The sequence below is a fragment of the Chengkuizengella sp. SCS-71B genome, from assembly GCF_040100845.1.
Taxonomy (GTDB): domain Bacteria; phylum Bacillota; class Bacilli; order Paenibacillales; family KCTC-33759; genus Chengkuizengella.
On record NZ_JAZHSH010000001.1, the window covers coordinates 2,092,501 to 2,114,235 of the forward strand.

At 34.0% G+C, this 21,735-nt stretch carries 23 protein-coding genes; 16 read left to right on the top strand and 7 right to left on the bottom strand.

The window, feature by feature from the left end:
• Nucleotides 1-504: 504 nt before the first annotated feature.
• The 3 genes from VQL36_RS10225 to VQL36_RS10235 all read right to left on the bottom strand — a co-directional run bounded on the left by VQL36_RS10225 (nucleotide 505) and on the right by VQL36_RS10235 (nucleotide 2,228).
• Nucleotides 505-1,437, bottom strand: coding sequence for a DUF4349 domain-containing protein (locus VQL36_RS10225; RefSeq protein WP_349249209.1), 933 nt, complete (start codon nucleotides 1,435-1,437; stop codon nucleotides 505-507).
• Between the two features lie 219 nt (nucleotides 1,438-1,656).
• Nucleotides 1,657-1,902 (bottom strand): hypothetical protein, encoded by a 246-nt coding sequence (locus VQL36_RS10230; RefSeq protein WP_349249210.1) that lies wholly within the window; start codon nucleotides 1,900-1,902, stop codon nucleotides 1,657-1,659.
• Nucleotides 1,902-2,228 carry a YbjQ family protein gene (locus VQL36_RS10235; RefSeq protein WP_349249211.1) on the bottom strand — a complete coding sequence of 109 codons (327 nt, stop codon included), beginning with the start codon at nucleotides 2,226-2,228 and terminating at the stop codon, nucleotides 1,902-1,904. The genes VQL36_RS10230 and VQL36_RS10235 overlap by 1 nt, the downstream gene beginning before the upstream one ends.
• A 332-nt stretch (nucleotides 2,229-2,560) precedes the next feature.
• Between VQL36_RS10235 and VQL36_RS10240 the strand changes: the two genes are divergently transcribed.
• From VQL36_RS10240 to moaD, 13 genes are all read left to right on the top strand, one after another.
• On the top strand, nucleotides 2,561-3,904 hold the full coding sequence (locus tag VQL36_RS10240) for a NarK family nitrate/nitrite MFS transporter (protein WP_349251163.1): 1,344 nt from the start codon (nucleotides 2,561-2,563) through the stop codon (nucleotides 3,902-3,904).
• Between the two features lie 121 nt (nucleotides 3,905-4,025).
• Nucleotides 4,026-4,538: a GAF domain-containing protein gene (locus VQL36_RS10245; RefSeq protein ID WP_349249212.1), complete on the top strand. Its 513-nt coding sequence runs from the start codon at nucleotides 4,026-4,028 to the stop codon at nucleotides 4,536-4,538.
• A gap of 6 nt (nucleotides 4,539-4,544) precedes the next feature.
• Nucleotides 4,545-5,618: a hypothetical protein gene (locus tag VQL36_RS10250; protein ID WP_349249213.1), complete on the top strand. Its 1,074-nt coding sequence runs from the start codon at nucleotides 4,545-4,547 to the stop codon at nucleotides 5,616-5,618.
• Nucleotides 5,605-7,758 carry a molybdopterin oxidoreductase family protein gene (locus VQL36_RS10255; RefSeq protein WP_349249214.1) on the top strand — a complete coding sequence of 718 codons (2,154 nt, stop codon included), beginning with the start codon at nucleotides 5,605-5,607 and terminating at the stop codon, nucleotides 7,756-7,758. Before VQL36_RS10250 ends, VQL36_RS10255 begins: the two co-directional genes overlap by 14 nt.
• A 10-nt stretch (nucleotides 7,759-7,768) precedes the next feature.
• Nucleotides 7,769-8,332, top strand: a complete 564-nt coding sequence (locus VQL36_RS10260; protein WP_162037516.1) for a 4Fe-4S dicluster domain-containing protein — start codon at nucleotides 7,769-7,771, stop codon at nucleotides 8,330-8,332.
• Between the two features lie 202 nt (nucleotides 8,333-8,534).
• Nucleotides 8,535-9,056, top strand: coding sequence for a Rieske (2Fe-2S) protein (locus VQL36_RS10265; protein ID WP_349249215.1), 522 nt, complete (start codon nucleotides 8,535-8,537; stop codon nucleotides 9,054-9,056).
• Nucleotides 9,046-9,231 (top strand): hypothetical protein, encoded by a 186-nt coding sequence (locus tag VQL36_RS10270; RefSeq protein ID WP_349249216.1) that lies wholly within the window; start codon nucleotides 9,046-9,048, stop codon nucleotides 9,229-9,231. Before VQL36_RS10265 ends, VQL36_RS10270 begins: the two co-directional genes overlap by 11 nt.
• A gap of 78 nt (nucleotides 9,232-9,309) precedes the next feature.
• Entirely contained in the window at nucleotides 9,310-9,609 is a 300-nt protein-coding gene (locus VQL36_RS10275) for a hypothetical protein (RefSeq protein WP_349249217.1), read from the top strand.
• A 185-nt stretch (nucleotides 9,610-9,794) separates the two neighbouring features.
• Nucleotides 9,795-10,448, top strand: coding sequence for a response regulator transcription factor (locus tag VQL36_RS10280; protein ID WP_349249218.1), 654 nt, complete (start codon nucleotides 9,795-9,797; stop codon nucleotides 10,446-10,448).
• Nucleotides 10,441-11,556: a PAS domain-containing sensor histidine kinase gene (locus VQL36_RS10285; protein ID WP_349249219.1), complete on the top strand. Its 1,116-nt coding sequence runs from the start codon at nucleotides 10,441-10,443 to the stop codon at nucleotides 11,554-11,556. The genes VQL36_RS10280 and VQL36_RS10285 overlap by 8 nt, the downstream gene beginning before the upstream one ends.
• A 14-nt stretch (nucleotides 11,557-11,570) precedes the next feature.
• Nucleotides 11,571-12,845 carry a gephyrin-like molybdotransferase Glp gene (gene glp, locus VQL36_RS10290; RefSeq protein WP_349249220.1) on the top strand — a complete coding sequence of 425 codons (1,275 nt, stop codon included), beginning with the start codon at nucleotides 11,571-11,573 and terminating at the stop codon, nucleotides 12,843-12,845.
• 4 nt (nucleotides 12,846-12,849) lie between these two features.
• Nucleotides 12,850-13,338, top strand: a complete 489-nt coding sequence (gene mobB, locus VQL36_RS10295; protein WP_349249221.1) for a molybdopterin-guanine dinucleotide biosynthesis protein B — start codon at nucleotides 12,850-12,852, stop codon at nucleotides 13,336-13,338.
• Between the two features lie 29 nt (nucleotides 13,339-13,367).
• A complete protein-coding gene (moaD, locus tag VQL36_RS10300) occupies nucleotides 13,368-13,619 on the top strand; it encodes a molybdopterin converting factor subunit 1 (protein ID WP_349249222.1) in 252 nt (83 codons plus the stop codon).
• 261 nt (nucleotides 13,620-13,880) lie between these two features.
• Here moaD and trhA read toward each other — a convergent pair whose 3' ends face one another.
• On the bottom strand, nucleotides 13,881-14,516 hold the full coding sequence (trhA, locus tag VQL36_RS10305) for a PAQR family membrane homeostasis protein TrhA (RefSeq protein WP_349249223.1): 636 nt from the start codon (nucleotides 14,514-14,516) through the stop codon (nucleotides 13,881-13,883).
• A gap of 173 nt (nucleotides 14,517-14,689) precedes the next feature.
• Here trhA and VQL36_RS10310 point away from each other — a divergent pair, with 173 nt between their 5' ends.
• On the top strand, nucleotides 14,690-16,309 hold the full coding sequence (locus tag VQL36_RS10310; protein WP_349249224.1) for a Na/Pi cotransporter family protein: 1,620 nt from the start codon (nucleotides 14,690-14,692) through the stop codon (nucleotides 16,307-16,309).
• 106 nt (nucleotides 16,310-16,415) lie between these two features.
• Nucleotides 16,416-16,907, top strand: a complete 492-nt coding sequence (locus tag VQL36_RS10315; RefSeq protein WP_349249225.1) for a gamma-glutamylcyclotransferase family protein — start codon at nucleotides 16,416-16,418, stop codon at nucleotides 16,905-16,907.
• Nucleotides 16,908-17,303: 396 nt separating this feature from the next.
• Here the strand turns inward: VQL36_RS10315 and VQL36_RS10320 are convergent, their stop codons facing one another.
• The 3 genes from VQL36_RS10320 to moaA all read right to left on the bottom strand — a co-directional run bounded on the left by VQL36_RS10320 (nucleotide 17,304) and on the right by moaA (nucleotide 20,962).
• On the bottom strand, nucleotides 17,304-18,461 hold the full coding sequence (locus VQL36_RS10320) for an IS4 family transposase (RefSeq protein WP_349248656.1): 1,158 nt from the start codon (nucleotides 18,459-18,461) through the stop codon (nucleotides 17,304-17,306).
• A gap of 770 nt (nucleotides 18,462-19,231) precedes the next feature.
• Nucleotides 19,232-19,771 (bottom strand): DUF420 domain-containing protein, encoded by a 540-nt coding sequence (locus VQL36_RS10325; protein WP_349249226.1) that lies wholly within the window; start codon nucleotides 19,769-19,771, stop codon nucleotides 19,232-19,234.
• Nucleotides 19,772-19,930: 159 nt separating this feature from the next.
• Nucleotides 19,931-20,962, bottom strand: coding sequence for a GTP 3',8-cyclase MoaA (gene moaA, locus VQL36_RS10330; protein WP_349249227.1), 1,032 nt, complete (start codon nucleotides 20,960-20,962; stop codon nucleotides 19,931-19,933).
• 118 nt (nucleotides 20,963-21,080) lie between these two features.
• On the opposite strand from moaA, the gene VQL36_RS10335 reads away from it, so the two are divergent.
• Nucleotides 21,081-21,704, top strand: a complete 624-nt coding sequence (locus VQL36_RS10335) for a molybdenum cofactor guanylyltransferase (protein ID WP_349249228.1) — start codon at nucleotides 21,081-21,083, stop codon at nucleotides 21,702-21,704.
• Nucleotides 21,705-21,735 lie beyond the last annotated feature (31 nt).

The window sequence follows — 21,735 nt, forward strand, 5'->3', positions numbered from 1 at the left end:
AATGTGATGAAGAGGGATTCCTTTAGTTGATGAGGAATATTGACGTTATGAATGTGGAGATCACTTTAGATAAAATTCCGCTTATAATTTTGGGTTAGTAATCATCTTCATAATGTTTTCACAGTTTAATTTTTAAACGCTTAATTATATGAGGGAGTTTTGAAAGCAGAAGGGGGCAGCAAAAAACTTCACAAGGATTACTTAAATTTAAAAATAGAGGTTGTTCTTTTTTTCTTTTAAATATTTTAATAATAGCAGATGCCCCCATAAACAGGTTTTTGTTTATAAAGGCATCTTTAGTTTAAATTACTGGTTTTTGTCCCAGCCCCTTTAAAATAATTCCAGATTTATCTTATCTTGGAACTATTTTTTAAAAGATTAATTTCAAATATATCCAATGATTTGTAATACATTTAGACGCTCACCTATAGGTGGTTTCTCCTTAATAAGCTGGAGTAGAGTCTCCATCTGGTTACACGATGTTTAAGCTTTGCTTAAACGTGTTCACTCTTGTTTGTTTCTATATTTGCGAATGAAAAAGATTACTGCTATTGTGATTAGTCCTAAAATGATTAAAACAGGTGAGTTGCCTATAACTAGTATAAATAAATTTGCAAAAAAGTGTATCAAACCATTCATAGAGTTGACAAATTGTTCTTTGGTTTTAGCCAATACATTTAAATCTTCATTATTTAATTCGGGGACAATGACTTTATCTTCATTGATGGAAATAGACACACTTGCCAAGGCACTATGATTTTGCAAATAAATCATTCTGCCCTTTATTTGCTCAATTTCTTCTTGAATTCTTGCTAAATCATTCGATATTTTTAACAAATCTTCTGTTTTATCTGCATTTTCCATGAAACCTAAAAGTCTTTCTTCAACGATTTCTTTTGATTTAATTCTTGATTCTAAATCTACATATTCTTCAGTAACATCTCTTCCAGATATGTTTCGATTTCTCACTTTTATACTCAGAGCTTCTACTTCTTCTAAAAATTTAGTAAATTGAGCTTGAGGAATTCTTACATCAAGATGTGCACTTATATTTTGTTCTGAATATCGATATACTGATGAATTTACGATATAGCCATTCATATGTAATAATATTTGTTCTATTTTTTGTTGAGTTTGCAAATAATCCTCTACATCTATAGATAAGTCTGCATTGTAAATAATCATTCTTTGTGTATCTTTTTGAATAGATTCTGACTGAATTTCTTCAATACTCTTATTGGATTCATTAGTTAGAGCTGCATCAGTATCAAATGAAATTGCTTCTTCAAATGCTGCTTCTTCTGACGGTGCTTCATCAGTCAATGCATATCCATCTGCTTCTTCAACACTACTTTCTTTGTATTCAGCACTACTACAAGAAACAAGAAGTACTGAAACTACACCAATTACAAAAATAAACAATATTTTCTTTTTCATCTATATTTCCCCCTTTTTTATAAAGAACGTAGCTAATATATAAAATGTTTCACCCTAAGGAATATTTTCTCAGATGTTAATTCTACGGAATATTTATTTTTCTTAAAATTAAAAACCCAGAAAATGAAACTTAAAATGTAGTTTCATTTTCTGGGTTTGTTTCCATTGCTATGAACACTGAAAAATTACAATTATGAGAGGTAGTATAAGCCAAGAAAATTATTCATCTTCTCTTGGACTTGTAATAACTCTGTAATACCGATCTCCATTTTTTGAATTGTAGTAAACTTGTTTCCGTTCCTTTGAAATAGGATCAATAAAGATCTCATTTGTTTCTTCGTAACCAGCTGGAATTCTATCTCCGTCTCCGTCATCTGCTCTTTTGTCTAAAAGGGGTTGGAGAAGAAGTGCTCCAATGATAATTATAATGGGTGCAAAAGCAAATAGATAGAAAAAGGATTCCATTATTCTTCAGCTACCTTTTCAACTATGACAGCCGTACCATAAGCAGCAACCTCACTTAATTGTCCGTTTGAACCGGAGTCAAAACGCATCATGATGATGGCGTTAGCACCCATTACACTTGCATTTTCTACCATACGATCAATAGCTTGTTTTCTTGAATCCTCGAGTAATACAGTATATTCTTTTATTTCTCCTCCTACCAATGAGCGTAAACCTGCTACAATGTCATTTCCTATTCCTCTTGCACGTACAACAACGCCAAATACAGGACCTTTTGTCTCCTTCACTTCATAACCTTTTAAATTTTCTGTTGTTACAACAATCATGTTATTACCTCATTTCTTTCTCAAAGTGAATGCATTAAAAAAGTACATATGATTTCTTACTATTTATACGATTAGATTCTGTATTGTGTTTCAAATTATTCTTTCCAGTTTATGAATTGAGAAAGTGTTTTCTTTTTTGTGAAATAGGGGTTTTTACCACCCCTTTTCAGGGAGTTCCCCGAATTACATATCTTACCTTTGGAACTACAATAAAAGTATAACAAAAGCTCTTATCGGACCTTTCAAAGAAGTAGTCGAATACTTCATTAGCTTAAGCTTTTGTTGAGGAAGAAAGTATAACAATATTTTATACTTTACTATCCTTTAAATTAATTCTTTTATTTATATTAAAAGATCTGGAGGAGATTAGGATGCAGAGTACAATAAAAAATTGGGAACCAGAAAATAAAACTTTCTGGACACAGTCAGGAAAAAGAGTAGCCACCAGAAATTTATGGATATCAATTCCAGCATTATTACTAGCATTTTGTGTGTGGATGGTTTGGTCAGCAGTAGCAGTTAACTTAAATAGTATTGGATTTAATTTTACTGACAATCAATTATTTACATTAGCAGCATTACCTGGATTAGTTGGTGCAACATTGAGAGTATTTTATAGTTTTATGGTTCCTATATTTGGAGGTAGGAACTGGACGATTATAACAACAGCATCATTACTAATTCCAGCAATTGGAATAGGGATAGCAGTTCAAGATCCATCAACATCTTTTATGACAATGGCTATTTTATCTGCATTATGCGGATTTGGTGGAGGTAACTTTGCTTCTTCCATGGCGAATATCAGTTTCTTTTATCCGAAAGAGGTAAAAGGAGCAGCGTTAGGATTAAATGCAGGTTTAGGTAATTTAGGTGTAAGTGTTGTTCAATTTCTAGTGCCTGTGGTTATAGGACTAAGCATGTTCGGTGTTTTTGGTGGGGAACCTCAAACGATGATAACGGATAGCGGGACGAGAGAAGTTTGGATGCAAAATGCGGCTTACGTTTGGGTTATACCTATTGTAATTACTTGTATCGCAGCCTTTTTCGGAATGAATAATTTAGCTTCAGCTCAAGCTTCTTTTAGAGAACAGGCTGTTGTTTTTAAAAGAAAACATACTTGGATTATGAGCTGGTTATATACGATGTGTTTCGGTTCTTTTATTGGTTATTCCGCAGCATTTCCATTATTAATCAAAACACAATTTCCTGAAGTAAATCCATTACAATTTGCTTTCCTCGGACCATTAGTGGGAGCACTGATTCGTCCTGTAGGAGGTTGGTTGGCTGATAAATTGGGTGGTGCACGTGTTACATTTTGGGATGTTATTGTCATGATATTAGCAACTGGTGGAGTTGTTTACTTCTTAAATGCCGATAACTTCTGGGGATTCTTCCTCATGTTTATGGTCTTATTTGTAACAACTGGTGTAGCTAATGGCTCTACGTTCCGTATGATTCCAGTAATATTTGAACCAAAAGAAGCTGCTCCTGTGTTAGGTTTCACTTCAGCAATCGCAGCATATGGTGCCTTCTTTATTCCCAAAGCATTTGGTACATCAATTTCTGCAACGGGTTCACCAAATGCAGCCTTATACGCTTTTATAGCATATTACGTGATTAGTTTGTTCGTAACATGGTATTGGTATTCTCGAAAAAATGCAGAAATTAAATGTTAAGATGGGGGAATTCCCTGATCTAGGATAAATGAAACATCATAAAAGATTTAAGAATTGAAATTTAAGTGGGGGTTCTATGGTTCTACCCTCACTTAAATTCACAAGAAAGGAGGTTTTCCCAATGGGCAGCTTGCAACCAGAGATTGAGAAGCATTTGGAAGGTATTCGTTTACTAAGCTCAAGTGATTTTGCAGGATTTGCTATCCTAGATCATCAAGAATATATCATTCGTTGGAAATACGTTTCTGGCAATCGAAACGAGCGTTATAAACGAATAAGACTTCGTCCAGGAAAAGGAATTGCTGGGCAAGTCATTAAGCATGGTCGCCCTGTTATATTTGATTCACAATATGATAAAAGGTTAATTGATCTTCGTGAATACCCCATATTACTCGCTGAAAGTTTGGAAGCTGTTGCCGCTGTACCTGTTACTTTGAAACATGCTGTTACTGGAGTATTGATGATAGGCAGCAGAATCCTAAGAGATTTTGATAAACAAACCATTGAATTATTAGAGAGCATAGCGGAACAGTTAGGTTCTATGATTCAAAATTATAACTCAAACGATAGAGAAATATTTCAATCACTTAGAAAACCAAAATCAAATAAAACAAATAGAAAGTTAGGAGGTTAACCCAGAATGAATACGAAAGTAAATCAAAATCAACCCTCCATTCAAAGAGCCTTCGCTTCTAGGTTTGCGATGCATATGTTTTTTACAATACTGATTCTATTCATTATGACGTATGTTGGTTCAAGAATGTTTACGCATATGGATTTAAATCTATATGGTTACATGGTGGGGACGTTAGTGTTTTTAATCGGTTTATTTTATCGCTTTTTAAGTTGGAGTGAAAGACCACCTGCAAAATTAATGATCAAAAAAGGAAAGAAGCTAATTTTTCGCAAAAAAACGGTTAAAACCACAACTACTGATATCGGAATGCAACGTTTCATATGGAATAGAGGTATTTACAGATGGTTCCAACATATGATGATGGGATGGGGAGTGATTATCTCTTGTTTGGTAACTTTCCCATTAGTGTTTGGATGGATGTATTTTACAATGGATGATAATGGAGTTTATACGGTCGTTTTTATGGGGTTAAATTTGATTAAAATTAGTGCGGATGGGTTTTTAGCTTTCCTCTTTTATAACTCCTTAAACATTACAGCAATTATGGTTATTACTGGTGCAAGCATGGCTATATATAGACGTTTGAAAAATATGCAAGCTAGAGCTGAACAAACTGTTATTTTTGATTTTATGCCCTTATATATGCTTCTTTTTGTTAGTATTTCGGGATTATTACTTACAGTTAGCAATGTGTTTTTTCATGGGTTTCTCCAACCTGAATTATCACTAGTACATCAATTTTCAGTAATTGTGACTTTAATTTACTTACCTTTTGGTAAACTTGCCCATATTCCTATGCGACCTTTAGGTATCTATGTCAAAAACTATAGAGAACATTATGCGAAACAGTCCATGAAAAAATGTAAAGTTTGTAGTAGCGAATTTGTATCTACTGAACAATCTAACGATGTTATCGATGTATTAAATCAAAACGCGATTCAATTTAAAAAAGAAGAAGGTTTCCACTTAGCGGAGTTATGTTTACCTTGTCGACGAAATTATCGGATTTCAAAATTTAGTGGTGTAAAAACTCATCTAACAAAAGCAAAGGAGGCGAATCAAGATGCAAGAGGTTAAAGCTCTAAAAGAGATTCCGAAGAATGTCAATCATCCAAATGAAGAACTAATTAAAACTCATTGTAGTTATTGCGGCATGCAGTGTGGGATGAATCTTCGTGTAAATACAAAAACGAATAAAATCATCGGCGTTGAACCTCGCTATGAGTGGCCTGTAACAGAAGGTAAAATGTGTCCTAAGGGAGTCACTGCATATCAACAAACAAATCATAAAGATCGCCTTTTAAAACCATTAATACGTGATGATGCTTCTAAAAAAGGAACGAAAGAGGGATTTCGTGAGGCTAGTTGGGATGAGGCTCTTGATCTTATTGTAAAGAACTTTAAAGCACTGCAAGAGAAACATGGTGATGATACCTTATCAGTATACAGCGGTGTATCAATGACAAATGAAAAATGTTACTTAACAGGTAAATTTGCTAGAGTTGCCTTAAAAACAAAATATATTGATTATAATGGTCGATTTTGTATGGCGAGTGCCGCAGGTGGTTCTTTAAGATCACTAGGGGTGGATCGTGGTTCCAGTTTACCTTGGACAGATTTACATCAAACAGACTGTTTATTCATTGCTGGTAGTAATACCGCTGAATGCCACCCAACATCCATGTATCGAGTTTGGGAGGTACAGAATCGTGGAGGATATCTAATTGTTGTTGACCCTCGTGAAACACCGATTGCTAGACGTGCTGATCTTCATTTAGATTTAAAACCTGGTACGGATTTAGCCTTGGCGAATTGTATGGTCCATTTATTAATTAAAAACGGGCACATTGATGAAGAGTTTATTAATCAACATACTAACGGTTTTGAAGAAACAAAAGAATTAGTAGCATTGTTTACTCCTGAATATACCAGTGAAATCACAGGTGTAAGTCCAGAAAAACTAATAAGAGCTGCAGAAATTTATGGTAAAGCACCAAATGCTATTGTTATGTTTGCTAGAGGAGTTGAGCAGCAATCTAAAGGTGTAGATAACGTTTCAGCTTATATTAATATGGCTTTAGTCTCAGGTAAAATTGGAAGACCTAAATCAGGTGTGGCAACATTTACTGGACAAGGGAATGGACAGGGTGGAAGAGAACATGGTCAAAAATCAGATTTGCTTCCTGGATATAGAAAAATTACGAATCCTCAGCATGTAAAAGAAGTGTGTGAAGTGTGGGGAATTAAACCAGAGGAAATGCCTGGGCCTGGAGTTTCAGCTTATGAATTGTTTGAATTAATGGATAAAAAAGAAATTCGTGGGATGTATTTATTATGTTCAAATCCAGCCGTATCCGCTCCAAATTTAAATTTTGTGAAAAACGCAATGAAAAATTTAGATTTTATGGTTTGTTCAGATTTTTATATGTCTGAATCTGCTGAATTTGCAGATGTTGTGTTGCCTTCTACAACTTGGTCGGAGGATGAAGGAACGGTTACAAATTTAGAAGGAAGAATCATTAAAATCAATAGAGCCCAAAAACCATTAGGTGAGTGTAAAACGGACTGGGAGATACAAATCGAAATTGCCAAACGTTATGGAAAAGGAAAATATTTTGAACATTTGAAAACGGCAAAAGATGTAGCAGACGAATTTAGATTAGCAACTAAAGGTGGAAATGCAGATTATTCGGGGGCAACGTGGGAAAAAATTGAAAAACAAAATGGAGTGTTTTGGCCTTGTAATGAGGAGAGTGTAGATGGAACCCCACATATGTTTTTAGATAAGAAATTTTACCATCCTGATGGGAAAGCCAAAATTTGTGCGCTTCCATACAGACCTCCTGGAGAAGAACCTGATGAACAATATCCACTTAGATTAACTACAGGTAGGGTGGTATATCATTATTTATCAGGAAATCAGACTAGAAGAATACCATTTTTGAAAGATATGTGTCCTGAACCTTATGTAGAAGTTCATCCTGAACTGGCTGCTAAGTATAAGATCGAACATGATCAAGTCATACGTTTATTCACAAGACGTGGAGAAGCAAACTATAAAGTGAAAATAACAGAGGCGATTCGTAAAGATACTGTATTTGTTCCCTATCATTTTGGTCATGAACAATCTATCAACCTATTAACAAATGCAGCTTTAGATCCGATGTCTCGAATGCCTGAATTTAAAGTATGTGCAGCTCAAATAGAAAAACTGTGAGGTGTGAACAATGAAAAAAGTTTTATATATTGAACTCGAAAATTGTATAGGTTGTCGTTCGTGCCTTGCTGCTTGTACACAGTGTGGAGGACATGAACAAAGAAACCGAAATTATGTCATTGATGTAAATCCATTTGTAGACCGTCAAACGATGCCAATGATGTGTTTACACTGCGAAAATCCACCTTGTGCAAGAAGTTGTCCAGTTCAAGCGATTCAAGTGCACGAGACAGGTGCAGTTTTATCAGCAATGACGGAAAAATGCCTTGGTTGTCAAAATTGTACAATCGCCTGCCCATATGGAATTCCAAAATTTGATGTAGAGCAAAACTTAATGTATAAATGTGATTTATGTATAGATCGTACGAAGGATGGTATTCCTCCGATGTGCGCTAGTGTGTGTCCTACCAATACTTTACAATGGGTAACTGAAGAAGAGTTAGCAGTTAAGAAAAGTCAATTTAGATTAAACAATGGAATGATGGCTAGTATGGAAGATCCATATTTAGAAAATAAAACGAATGTACATGTCAGTTTGCCGGGTATATTAGAAGGTAAAGAAAAACTATTCTAATTTACCCCAAAAAGTGAACAAAAATCAAAGTTGTAAATTCCGAATACTTTTCGGGGACCCCAAGCAAGAGTTAACAATAAAAGTGAAGTGAAGCTTTAGTAGATTATACCTAATACTTTTTCGGGGCCCATCAACCGTTTATGAAGTGACTTGTTAAACATTTTGAATAATAAACTCAAATAATCGTTAGGGAGTGAAAAAAATGGATAAGAATAATAAAATCCCTTTTGACGAAGATAATTATACTCATAATATTAATAAAAGTAATGAACGTAAATTAGATCGAAGAGGATTCATGAAAACGATGGTTGGAGCTGCAGGGTTATTTGCTGTTTCTACACTGCCATGGGGTTCTATTGCTGCTACAGAGTTAATGGGTTTAAGAGAGAAAAAATATCCAAAAAAAGAAATTATCGATGTAAAAAAATTAAACATTGGGGATGCATTTGAGTTTGCTTATCCAACGGATCATGATTCAGCATTGTTGGTCCGATTAGGTGAAAATGAATATAAAGCATATCAAAATGCATGTACACATCTTCGTTGCCCAGTTTTTTGGGAACAAAGTAAAAGTGAGCTTGTATGTCCATGTCACCATGGCTTCTTCGATGTAAAAACAGGTTCACCAACGGCTGGACCACCAAGAAGACCACTTCCTGAAATTACAATTCAAGTTGAAGCGGGTAAAATCGTAGCAACAGGGGTGAAACGATATGAAACGTAGTTATAGAGGTGTAATCTTACTTTGTGTCGTACTTTTTTTAAACATTATATTTACTCAAAAAGCAATTCATCAATATTATTTTGAAAATTATACAGCGACAGTTATTTATGCAGTATTAAATCTGGTCTTATTTCCAATAGCACTATTCATCTACCACAAAGAAAAGAATGTTTAAGCTGTGTTCCAAAAAATGAAGGTATGCTTCGCAGTAGTCCGTAATATTTAACTATTTTTGAAGAGGAAGGTGGACTAGGTGAATGATTTTCGTATGGAGATATGTTTCATTCAAAAAAAAGGATTAGCATTATCGGATAAAGTAAAGGGACAGATGAGTCAGTTATTTGGTAAACAAGCAGATTTTTTTATAGATACGAAAGAAAAGGATAACATGGAAATTGCCACAATAGAGATTAGAGGCAAAGGAACCTGGGAAAATGAAGAGCAATTAATTTCCTATATTGAGGAACATTTAGAATTGGAGATATTAACCTCGATATACGGATATAGTGTTCAAGTGTATCCTAACAAAAAAGGCTGTTCTCATTGCGGTTAACCAATTTTAACATTTATGATAAACTGATATAATACCCACAAAAGTGAAGTGAATTTGCATTGAAGATATCCAATTCATGGATGAACTGGTGTCGGAATTGTAGGTGGCAGTTTATGATCGACTTATTACTTTTGCGGGCCCTAAGCTTTTTAAAATATCTATATTCATGGAAGTAGGGATATGATATGACAAAAATTCTCATCGTAGACGATCATGCAGTTGTCAGGACAGGTCTAATGATGTTGTTAGATGCTAATCCACATGTTGAAGTCATTGGTGAAGCTGCCGAAGGTAATGAGGCAATTCAAAAATCTCTTGATTTAAAACCTGATGTTGTACTAATGGATCTTAGTATGCCACAGGGAAAAGATGGCTTGTCAGCTACCACTGAACTTAAAAAATTAATGCCAGAAACAAACATATTGATTCTTACCATGCACGATGATGAAGAGTATTTGTTTCGAGTAATTCAAGCTGGGGCTTCTGGATACATTCTTAAAAGCGCTCCTCATGAAGAATTATTAAATGCCATTCACTGTGTGGCTTCAGGATCTGCTTATTTATACCCTTCAGCGATCAAAACATTAATGGAAGAATATCTTGAGAAAGTAAAACAAGGGGAGAATTTTGATACTTTTGATTTATTATCTGATCGTGAAAAAGAAGTATTAACTTGGGTAGCTAAAGGGTATGCCAATAAGGACATTGGTGAACAATTAAACATTAGTGTGAAAACAGTTGAAACACATAAAAGCAAATTAATGGAGAAATTGAATTTAAGAACAAGGCCGGAATTAGTGAAATATGCTTTAAAAAAGGGGCTGCTTCATTTTGAATAGAAATAATCAATATCCTGATATTAATCAAAATGTAAAACATCTTCTTTCCAATATAGATGCTAGTATCGTTTCTTCAAAAACAAAGGAAAAATTACAAGAAACATTAAACCAATTAGTGGATCTTAAAACCGCACTAGATGAATCGTCTATTGTGGCAGTAACGGATCAGCATGGCATCATTAATTATGTTAATGATAAGTTCTGTGAAATATCAAAATATTCAAGAGAAGAATTAATAGGACGAAATCATCGTATTGTTAATTCTGGACATCATTCTGAAAAATTCATGAGCAATCTATGGAATACGATATTGAACGGCGAAGTATGGAAAGGTGAGATTAGAAATAAAGCGAAGGATGGTTCGCTTTATTGGGTGAATACAACAATAGTCCCTTTTTTAAACGAAGCAAACCAACCTTATCAGTTTTTATCTATTCGTACGGAAATTACAAAACTAAAACAAGCTGAAAAAGAACTTAAAAATATGATGACTAAACTTATGAATGTACAAGAGGACGAAAGAAGGAAAATATCTAGAGAACTACACGATGGAATTGGCCAGCGATTATTTTCTCTACTCATTCAAATTGATCAGATCTCTCATGACATTGAACATGATAACTTAGAAATAATGCGGAATGATGTTTCAAATATCATACAAGAAATTCGCGATATGTCTTGGGAGCTTAGACCTTCTGTTTTAGATGATTTAGGTGTAGTTCCAGCCATTCGTTCTTATTTGAAAGAATATTCACAGCATTATGGTATTGAGGTGCAACTAGACACAAACATAAAAAAACGTTTACAAATAGATATAGAAACTACCATTTATCGTGTAATTCAAGAAGCTTTGACGAACATTGGAAAATATGCAGATGTTTCAGAAGCATTTGTAAAAATGATAGAGGATGAGAACGGGATTGAAGTTAGTATTATGGATTACGGTCACGGATTTGTAAGACAAAGGGATATGAAGGGCGTAGGTTTGTTTAGTATGGAAGAGAGGGCTAGGGCAGTGAATGGTCACTTAGAAATTGATTCTGAGCCTGAAAAAGGTACTCATATTAAACTGACCATAAATAAGTCTCAATTGAATAGTTCTTTGTGAGAGGAAGATGATACATGATAGGAAATAAAGATATTCCTTCAAAATTTAAGAGAAACATAGTACAAGTTCCAGTAGCACAAAAGCTTATATTTAAACATATTCAAGATGTTAATATTGAGAAGGTTTCTTTGAATGAATCGTTTGGGAGGCGATTGGCGCAAGATTTTATTGCACCAATTGACCTCCCTCATTTTCGAAGATCAGGTATGGATGGTTATGCGATCCGATCAATCGATACAAAGGATATCTCCTCCTCAAATCCAACGATTTTTGAAGTTACAGAAACAATTCCATCTGGAAAAGTACCTTCACAATCTATTTCATCAAAACAAGCTGCGAGAATTATGACAGGTGCAATGTTGCCTGACGGAGCGGATGCAGTCATTATGTTTGAAATGACCGAAGAATTCATTGAAAATGATAAAAAATACATTCGTATAAAAAGAGAGATAAACAAAAAACAAAATGTAACTAACATTGGAGAAGAAATCAAATCAGGAACTCCATTAATGAACAAAGGAAGGAAAATTGGTGCTGGGGAAATAACGCTGCTTGCAACTTATGGCTTTCATTCAGTAGATGTATATAAAAAACCTACAGTTGCCATCATTGCCACTGGATCAGAACTTCAAGATATTCAGGAACCTTTAAAGTTGGGAAAAATTAGAAATAGCAATTCTAGTATGATTACCTCTCTTGTATTAGAAGCAGGTGGAAATCCAGTATGTATTGATAAATTGCCTGATGATTTAAATATTGCTAAAAATAAAATATTAGAATTGATTGAAACGGTTGATGTAGTGATTACCACTGGAGGTGTTTCTGTTGGTGATTATGATATCATGTTTGATTTTTTTCAGCAGTGGAATGAAGGGGAAATGATATTCAATAAAGTAGCTATGCGCCCCGGCAGTCCCACAACAGTTGGTGTTTTTCAAAATCACTTTCTATTTGCATTATCAGGTAATCCAGGTGCATGTTTTGTAGGTTTTGAACTGTTTATTCGACCTGTTATTAAAGGAATGCAGGGAAGCGATCAGTTATATCCGAATACTTTCAAGGCGTATCTTGAGGAGGACTTTACTAAAGTGAACGCATTCCAAAGGTTTATCAGGGCAAAGAGTAGGATTGATCAGGGTTCTGTGTATGTTAAACCTATTGGTGAAGATAAATCAAGCATTATGGTTTCCATTAAAGATGCGAACTGCTTAATCGTAATTCCAGCTGGTGGACAAGGATTAAGTAAAGGAGATTTAGTTACAGTTATACGGTTAAAGGAATTGGAGTGATATCATGAACAAACAAAAAGTCATTCAAGTTGTTGGATACAAAAATACTGGGAAAACGACATTAATATGCAGATTAATTGAAAAGTTACAAGCAGATGGATTTACGGTTGGAGCAATTAAACATGATGCACATGAGTTTGAGCTGGATATGGAAGGCAGGGATACTTGGATGTATCAGAAAGCTGGTGCTGAAAGTATTGCGATTACATCTGATAAAGGACACGAAACCTGCATCATACATAAAAAATATACACCACTAAATAAATTATTAACTAATATGAAAGACAAAGATTTGATCTTTGTGGAAGGTTTTAAACTTGAAAAATATCAGAAAATTGTTATGATCAAATCTGAAGAAGATATCGAACTTCTTTCAAGTTTGGAAAATGTCATTGCTGCCGTTACATGGATTCCTGTTAGATGTAATGATCATCCAGTATTTTCTATAGATGATATCAATTCAATTTTGTCCTTAATTTACTCGAAGAAGTAAAGAAAAATCTAAAAAAGGAAGTGTTTTAATTGGTAAAAATATTATTATTTGCTGGTTTAGCTGATGCGGCAGGTGTTCGAGAAATTGAAATAGATATCATTAAACCGAGTATGACAGTTGAAAATGTCAAACAATTGTTAAAAAAACAATATACTTCAACAGCATTCATAAATGAATTGGATAAAAGCTTTGCTTCAATTAATCAGGAATATGTAGATCAAGATTCAGCTGTTACAGATCATGATGAAGTTGCTTTTATTCCACCTGTAAGTGGAGGATGATTGTCCATCCAGTTTAAGAGGCTTGACGTCCATTTACACTTAAACTTTTGATGTTAAGACATCTATCCACCATTACAAGTTAAAACGGGCTTAAACCGGAATCTATTCCATGATTTTAGCATTAAGACGCTCCCCTCTAAAGGTGGTTTCTCCTTAATCAGATGGAGAAGAGTCTCTAGCTAATTTCACGATGTTTAAGCTTTGCTTAAACGAGTTCACTCGTTTTACAACCCCACATTTCTATATTGGAATTGTTTTGCGTTACAATAAATCAGGTAATAAATATAAAACAGCAAAGAAATGGGACACACTTCCTGCAAGTACAAATAGATGCCATACTGCATGATGGTAAGGGAATTTTCTCCAAACGTAAAAAATGGTTCCAGCAGTATACAATATTCCTCCGAGTACTAGCCAAACAAAACCATTAAATATCATGTTTTCATACAAGGGTTTAATACCTATCACAATCATCCAACCCATTAAAACATAAAATATTGTAGATAGTATAATGAACCTTTTTACAAAAAATACTTTAAAGACAATTCCGATAATCGCGAGTCCCCAAATGATACCAAATATAGTCCAACCTAACGGACCTCTGAGTGTAACTAGTACAAAAGGTGTGTATGTTCCAGCAATTAACAAATAGATTGCGGAATGATCTAATATTTCAAATACATTTTTTGTAACCCCTTCTTTAAAACTGTGCAATAAGGTGGAAAATACATAAAGTAAAACCATAGTAGACCCGAATATTGTAAAACTAACAATATGCCAAGGAGATCCGTAGAGGCTTGAAAACACAATTAATAAAACAAGTGCTGCAATACTCAATAAAGCGCCGATGCCGTGTGTAATGGCATTTACTATTTCTTCTTTATGCGAATATTTCATAAAATAAACCCCTTCCATTATTATAATTTGCTACATAAATCATATCTTAATTTACATTCGTAAATCAATCTTTAAAGTTTTTGTTTTCAAATCCCTCACATCTAGGTATAATAATACAGGACGATTTTTGTCGAACAGTGTTTATAAATAAAATCAGGGGGATTTGAAGACTTATGGACTGGCAGGATTTGATTTTTAAATTTGTAGGTGGATTAGGAATCTTTTTATTCGGTTTAAAGTATATGTCAGAAGGCTTACAGAAAACTGCTGGCGACAAATTAAGAAGTTTGTTAGCTAAATACACTACGAATCCGTTGTTAGGTGTTCTAGTTGGGGTAGTAGTTACGATATTAATACAGTCTTCTTCAGGTACAACGGTATTAGCTGTTGGTTTAGTCAACGCAGGTTTAATGACATTAAGACAATCCATCGGAGTGATTATGGGTGCTAACATAGGAACTACGATGACAGCTTTTATCATCGCAGGTGTTAAAATTCAAAACTATGCACTCCCGATAATAGCAGTTGGGGTATTTCTTATCTTCTTTTTAAAGAAAAAATTGTACAATTACATAGGACAAGTCATTTTTGGATTTGGTATGTTGTTTTATGGATTGAAAACGATGGGGAGTGGGGTTAAGCCACTAAAAGACCTTGAAGTGTTTAAGGATTTTATTATTAATTTGGATAATCCAATATTAGGTGTAATTGTAGGAACAATATTTACGGTGATTGTTCAAAGTTCAAGTGCAACGATAGGTATATTACAAACTATAGCTTCGGAGGACTTGATCAATATTAGACAAGCATTACCTGTTTTGTTTGGAGATAATATTGGAACGACAATTACTGCTATCATTGCATCAATTGGTGCTTCAGTAGCGGCAAGACGTGCTGCCGCGGCACATGTAATTTTTAATATCATTGGAGCCACTTTATTTATAATTTTTCTATACCCAGTCACTCAATTAATCATATGGTTAGGGGACTTTACTGGCGCAAGTGTAAGTATGCAAATAGCTTATGGACATGGCTTCTTTAACATAACTAACACATTGATACAATTGCCGTTTGTAGGGTTGTTAGCTTATCTTGTTACAAAACTTGTTCCAGGTGAAATGAAGGAATTAGAGTTTGAAGCCAAATACTTAGACGAACGTTTATTGTCGAATCCATCTGTTGGATTAGGGCAAGCTCAACACGAAATCATTCGTATGGGTGAGCTTGCACGAGAAAGCTTACAGGAAGCCTCAAATTACTTCTTTAATAAAAATGATAAATCAAGAAATATGGTAGAACAAACAGAAGAGTTAATTAATGAACTTGATAAAAAAACAACTGAATATTTAGTGAAAATTCAACAAAATGAACTTAGTGAAAAAGAATCAGGTAAAGCATCAGTTCTAATGCAATCGATCAATGATATTGAAAGAATAGGTGATCATTCAGAAAACATTATGGAACTAGCTGATTTATCCATTCTAAAAAAAGCTGAGTTCTCGGATGAAGCATGTTCTGAATTGAAAAAAATGATTGAGCTTACGGACAAAACGATTCAACAATCCATTGAAAGTTTAGAGAATGATGATAAGAAATTAGCTGAGCAAGTATTAGAAAATGAAGCTGAATTAGATAATATGGAGAAACAATTCCGTAAAGCACATATTAAACGATTAAACCAAAATTTATGTAGTGGAACCTCAGGTGCTGTATTTTTGGATATCTTGAGTAATTTAGAAAGAATGGGAGATCATTCGAAAAATATAGCTCAGTATGTTATTTTCGGTGAGTAATTAGGTTGGTTTTATATATTCAAATTCTAAAAAGTGTGGGCTTGTTGTGACCCACACTTTTTTGTTATATTGATGTTAATAATACAAAAAATAAGAAGTGATGATTGTGAAAAATAAACAAAATTCTCAAAGTAGATCATATTATTTTGCTTATGGTTCTTGTATGAATCGAAGCTCATTTAAAGGAACAGTTCATGAATTTGAAGTATTGGGTAGAGCAGAACTAATGAATTATAAAGTAGCTTTTACTAGGGAATCAGATAAATGGGGTAAGGGAGGAATCGCTGATATTCTTTTTACACCTGACCATGTTATGGAAGGTATACTTTATTTGCTTCCAAATCATCTTATACCTGACCTAGATCGTAGAGAACGTGCTGGGGAAGAGTTTATACATCCTATGTATAGAAGAATCAATGTCAGTGTGTTATTTAATGGAGTTGAAATAAAAGCATTTACTTATGAAGTGATAAATAAAGAAGACTCAGAAATTGCACCAAGTGAGAAATATAAAAATGCCATCATTGCAGGTACAGACTTGTTAAGCAGCAATTATGCATCTAATTTGCGAGCACATATGAGTCAATTAATGAAATAATTGATTTTTAATCCTATTTATAAGGGTTTGTAACATGAAAAAGTGAATTCGTATTGAACTAAGGGTAATAAATGGACTTATTCCATCCTTTTTTGATGATTTTTAAAAAATAGCGGGAAATAAAGGTCTTATATCACTGTTTTTAGTCCAGATTTGATGAAATGATGCGAATTTGGAAATTATAAGACCATAAATTACCGCTATTTTTATTTTTAAGTTAATTTGATAAGAATAGGACCAAAATTTCCATTAGCGTTGCAAAAAAAGCAACATAGTTTGTAAAATAAGTAATTTAGAAAAATTTTACAATTTTCTTTTTGAGAAATTAGGAAAAAAGTGAAGAGGTCAGAAAATGACGCGTTAATCCATTTTTTGGATGTTATTTCTTTCCCTAATTTATCTTTTCTTTGGCTTGATGATACCTACCGATGTATTTAATCTCGGAGGTGGTTTCACCGATCGAGGCACTTTCTGTCTCCCCTTTGAGTTTCGAGTAGGTTTCAGATGAAGTTCACTCAACATAACGGACCACTTTTTATCCCAACAAGTTCGTAGACATTGTAGTACATCCCAGGTACTTAGTTTAGTTCTGCTTCCTAGCTCAATATACATGGCAATTGCATAGGCGATGAGTACAATAAAAATTTGATTCCAAATTCCTTGAGGTTCATAGCTGTATAGTTTTACAAGACGTAGGTGTTGCTTCAACCATTTAAAGAATAATTCAATAAGCCATCGTTGACGATAAATATCTGCAATCTCTGTTGCACTTAAGTCAAAACAAGAGGTAGCTATTCTATATTTACGTTCTTTTTCATCCATAAACTCTACAAGTCTTATGCTTTTTTCCGTTTGTGTATACGCACTTCCTAATTGGATGATCGCGTCCCGAATAATGTGGGTGTCCGGTGGAACAGGCAGTTCTTCCTCAACCCTTAAAACCCCATGCTTTTCATTAATACGCATCACGAAGCGAACATTGTCTTCGATCCACTGATCGAACTGTGCGTATTTTACATAACCACGATCCATAACGTATATGGTGTCGTGATCTTCCACTAGGATATCCATGGTTTCACAATCATTCACATTTCCTGTTGAAGGGATCGCTTTTTCTGGAATGACTCTTCCATTTGGAAGAGAAAGCACACGCATATGAATCTTGACTTGGGTCGATTTATGATTAATCTTCGCCCAATTAGCTAAAGTAGCAGGAAGCTTCAAGCTAGTAGAATCAAGAATCCGAAGTGGGCCGACTCTGCTACAAGCGATAGAAGTTTTAGACTTTACTTTACCGATCATTTCAAAGAATAACGCTTCTAACATTTCTGTAGGTAGTTCTCTTATTCGACGTGAGAGTTGAGACGGACTAATACTTGGTAGATCTAGACTTTGCTGAAGAGCTTCACTGGTACGTAATTCTCTTGAAATTTGTTTATAATTTTCCCAATTCGCAATTTGAGAGGCTAGAAATAACTTGATACTTTTTATCGTAGTTAACTTATGCGTACGATAGTCTGCAATAGGAAAAAGGAAATTTTCCTTCGAAATCAAAGAAAAACATTGACAAATGGTATGGAAATTGTGTATGTTACCCATGGTTGGCTCCTTTTGTTTAGATTATGGGTAACGCGTCCTTATCTTTACAATAGGAGTTTTTTTATGATAATTCCATGAAAATCACATCATAAATTCCATTTTTAGTAAATTATACTCATTTTATTTTCTATGTTATCTTTGATGCAACGCTAGTGCAAAATTTCCCGCTATTTCCGAGGATCACTTTGAAGTCAGACTTAATTCTTATCACATCCTGTGACAAATGTCTAAATCAAAACCTCCTGTTTTGATTTAGACACCTATTCATCCATAAACTAGAAATCCATGTACTCTTTACCTTGGTTTATTAAATCCGGTCCCGCAAAAGTATTAGGATTAATCTTAAAATCATTATTATTTCACTTTCAGGGAATTTATTTTATGATTATGGGGCCCCCGAACCCTACTTAAATTCAGCCACATCCTTGTGACCAACGTAGGATCAGCACTTCCTGTGCTGAAAGAATATTTTTGGGGTGTATTTTGTTATGGGTCCCGCAAAAGTATTAATTTAATCTTCAAAACATTATTACTTCACTTTCAGGGAATTTATTTTATGATTGTGGGGCCCCCAAACACTACTTAAATTCAGTCACATCCTTGTGACCAACGTAGGATCAGCAATTCCTGTGCTGAAAGCAATTTTTGGGGTGTATTTTGTTATGGCCCCGCAAAAGTATTAGGATTAATCTTCAAAGCATTATTACTTCACTTTTGTGGGTATCTTAGTAATAAGGTGAAATCAATAAATAAACGAGTACACCTGTTAAACTAACATATAGCCAAATCGGCATCGTCCATCGTGAAATTTTACGATGACGTTCAATTTGCATATTAAAACCTCGCGTGATGGAGATGAGTGCTAGTGGTACAATCACGATGGACAATAATATGTGTGATAATAAAACAAAATAATAAATATAACGTAAAAGACCTTCTCCACCGTACAATGTAGATTCACTTAAAGAATGATAAGTTACATATGATATCAAGAATAAAAATGTAGTTGAAAAAGCCATTATAATAAAATTACGATGTACTTTAATGTTTTTCTTCTTTATTGAAATTAAAGCTAACAATAAAAAGATAAATGTAAAGCTGTTAAATATAGCATTAAGCATTGGCAGCAAAGTGATATCAAATCCAACTTCAACTTCAAACGAAGGTAGGAAGTATAATAGTGCGACAACAGTCACTAGGATAATGGATAAAGCAATAATGAACGGTGTGAAATTTCGTTGTTTCACAGGTGAATGGTTTGACATAGGTTCCTCCTAATTCATTAATTCATTTCTAATTTCATTGGTCTATAACATGATTGAAATTCCTAATTTAGGATAAACGATTTTGATTTTAAACACAATGATACCTCAACAATAAACATGACATTTTTATGAACTTAGTTTGGGGTGAAATTGTTAACTCTATCCACCAATATGAGACATTTCAACTTTTTTTCTATTCAGTCCCTTTGTTTCTTTCAATCTAACTTCTGAATAACGGTCATCTCGTATATTCCAAATATTAAGAATGTTTTGTTCTATTTCTTTATCTGTAGCTCCGTCTCTTAAAGGAGTTCGCAAATCATGACTTTTATTTGCAAATAAACAAGTGTATAAAAAACCTTCTGCAGATAATCTTGCTCTGGTGCATGAGGAGCAAAATGCTTGGGTAACGGATGAAATAAATCCAATCTCCGTATTAGATCCTTTATATCTATACCTTTTGGCTACTTCTCCAAAATAATTCGCTTCTACAGATTCTAACGGCATTTCTTTATGGATCATATCTAAAATTTGTTTACTTGGAACAACTTCATCTAATTTCCACCCATTGCTATTTCCTACATCCATAAATTCAATAAATCTTAACGTGTGTCCTTTATTTTTAAAATATTTAGCCATTGGTAAAATATCTTGCTCATTTATTCCCTTTTTTACAACCATATTGATTTTTATTGGAAAACCCGCCTCATGAGCATAGTCTATAGCTTCTAAAATAGGCTCTACATTATGCCCTACTCCGTTCATTTGTTTAAAACGTTCTTGATTTAAACTGTCAATACTTACTGTTATTCGATTTAAACCAGCATCTTTTAAAGCAGGTGTGAATTTTTTTAATAATGAGCCATTTGTAGTTAATGCAATATCCTTAATTCCATTTACTTGAGAAATTTGATGGATTAAAGCAGGCAGCTGTTTTCTTAAGAGGGGCTCTCCTCCAGTAATCCGGATCTTTTCAACGCCTATACTTGCAAAGATTTTAACTAGTCTTTCCAATTCCTCGAAAGATAAAAGCTTGTTTTTAGGTAAAAATTCAAAATCAGGCCCAAATATCTCTGCCGGCATACAATAGGAGCATCGGAAATTACATCGATCAGTAACCGAAATTCTTAAATCACGTAAAGGTCTCTGATATGAATCTAATATATTTGAACAATTATTTGTATTTATCATCAATGATTCCTCCAAGTTGAGAGAACGTTTTAATTTAAAGTTAGATTTTTCATAACTTAGTATATCTATTATAATACATTAAAAGGACTTCATGTAGAAATTGTAAAGGATAATGAATATGCATAAATGGGTTACATTGATATTAGCAGGGGGACAAAGTAGAAGAATGGGAACTTCAAAAACTTTTCTCCCTCGTAGAGATCAATTGATGATTGAACACTTAGTATATATATCACAAAAGGTTTCTGAGCACACGATTATTATAAGCCATGAAAATGATGTGCTAAGACTAAATAAATTATTCATACAAAATAAAAATATTTCAGTTTTACAGGATGACCAACAATTTAAAGGACTTGGACCTTTGGCAGGTTTGTATACGGGGATGAGACATGTGAAAGCAGAGTGGTATTTTGTTTTAGCTAATGATATGCCAAATATGAATATTTCTTATTTAAAGGGATTACAGCAATGTACGTTGACTCATTCCGAGTCTGACATCATTATCCCGATAGATAACGGACGTATGCACCCTTTAGCTGGTATATATCGAAATCAAAAAAATGAAATATATGAGTATTTAAAAGATGGTAATAAAAAAATGACAACCTACATTGATTCACTCTTAACATACAAGATATTAGAACAGGAATGGGGAGAATGGACGAATCAAGGAAACATATTTTTTAATATGAATACGCCTGCAGATTTAACAGCCTGGGAAAAAAATATGGATATATAAATACAATTGACACGTATGTGGTTATCTCATA

What these genes read in the sequence shown, in the direction of transcription:
- VQL36_RS10255 (WP_349249214.1), top strand. Translation starts at nt 5,605, where the DNA reads ATGCAAGAGGTTAAAGCTCTAAAAGAGATTCCGAAGAATGTCAATCAT.
- VQL36_RS10280 (WP_349249218.1), top strand. Translation starts at nt 9,795, where the DNA reads ATGACAAAAATTCTCATCGTAGACGATCATGCAGTTGTCAGGACAGGT.
- mobB (WP_349249221.1), top strand. Translation starts at nt 12,850, where the DNA reads ATGAACAAACAAAAAGTCATTCAAGTTGTTGGATACAAAAATACTGGG.
- VQL36_RS10235 (WP_349249211.1), bottom strand. Translation starts at nt 2,228, where the DNA reads ATGATTGTTGTAACAACAGAAAATTTAAAAGGTTATGAAGTGAAGGAG.
- VQL36_RS10335 (WP_349249228.1), top strand. Translation starts at nt 21,081, where the DNA reads ATGCATAAATGGGTTACATTGATATTAGCAGGGGGACAAAGTAGAAGA.
- VQL36_RS10325 (WP_349249226.1), bottom strand. Translation starts at nt 19,771, where the DNA reads ATGTCAAACCATTCACCTGTGAAACAACGAAATTTCACACCGTTCATT.
- VQL36_RS10310 (WP_349249224.1), top strand. Translation starts at nt 14,690, where the DNA reads ATGGACTGGCAGGATTTGATTTTTAAATTTGTAGGTGGATTAGGAATC.
- VQL36_RS10250 (WP_349249213.1), top strand. Translation starts at nt 4,545, where the DNA reads ATGAATACGAAAGTAAATCAAAATCAACCCTCCATTCAAAGAGCCTTC.
- VQL36_RS10270 (WP_349249216.1), top strand. Translation starts at nt 9,046, where the DNA reads ATGAAACGTAGTTATAGAGGTGTAATCTTACTTTGTGTCGTACTTTTT.
- VQL36_RS10225 (WP_349249209.1), bottom strand. Translation starts at nt 1,437, where the DNA reads ATGAAAAAGAAAATATTGTTTATTTTTGTAATTGGTGTAGTTTCAGTA.
- VQL36_RS10260 (WP_162037516.1), top strand. Translation starts at nt 7,769, where the DNA reads ATGAAAAAAGTTTTATATATTGAACTCGAAAATTGTATAGGTTGTCGT.
- VQL36_RS10230 (WP_349249210.1), bottom strand. Translation starts at nt 1,902, where the DNA reads ATGGAATCCTTTTTCTATCTATTTGCTTTTGCACCCATTATAATTATC.
- VQL36_RS10245 (WP_349249212.1), top strand. Translation starts at nt 4,026, where the DNA reads ATGGGCAGCTTGCAACCAGAGATTGAGAAGCATTTGGAAGGTATTCGT.
- glp (WP_349249220.1), top strand. Translation starts at nt 11,571, where the DNA reads ATGATAGGAAATAAAGATATTCCTTCAAAATTTAAGAGAAACATAGTA.
- VQL36_RS10265 (WP_349249215.1), top strand. Translation starts at nt 8,535, where the DNA reads ATGGATAAGAATAATAAAATCCCTTTTGACGAAGATAATTATACTCAT.
- trhA (WP_349249223.1), bottom strand. Translation starts at nt 14,516, where the DNA reads ATGAAATATTCGCATAAAGAAGAAATAGTAAATGCCATTACACACGGC.
- moaA (WP_349249227.1), bottom strand. Translation starts at nt 20,962, where the DNA reads ATGATAAATACAAATAATTGTTCAAATATATTAGATTCATATCAGAGA.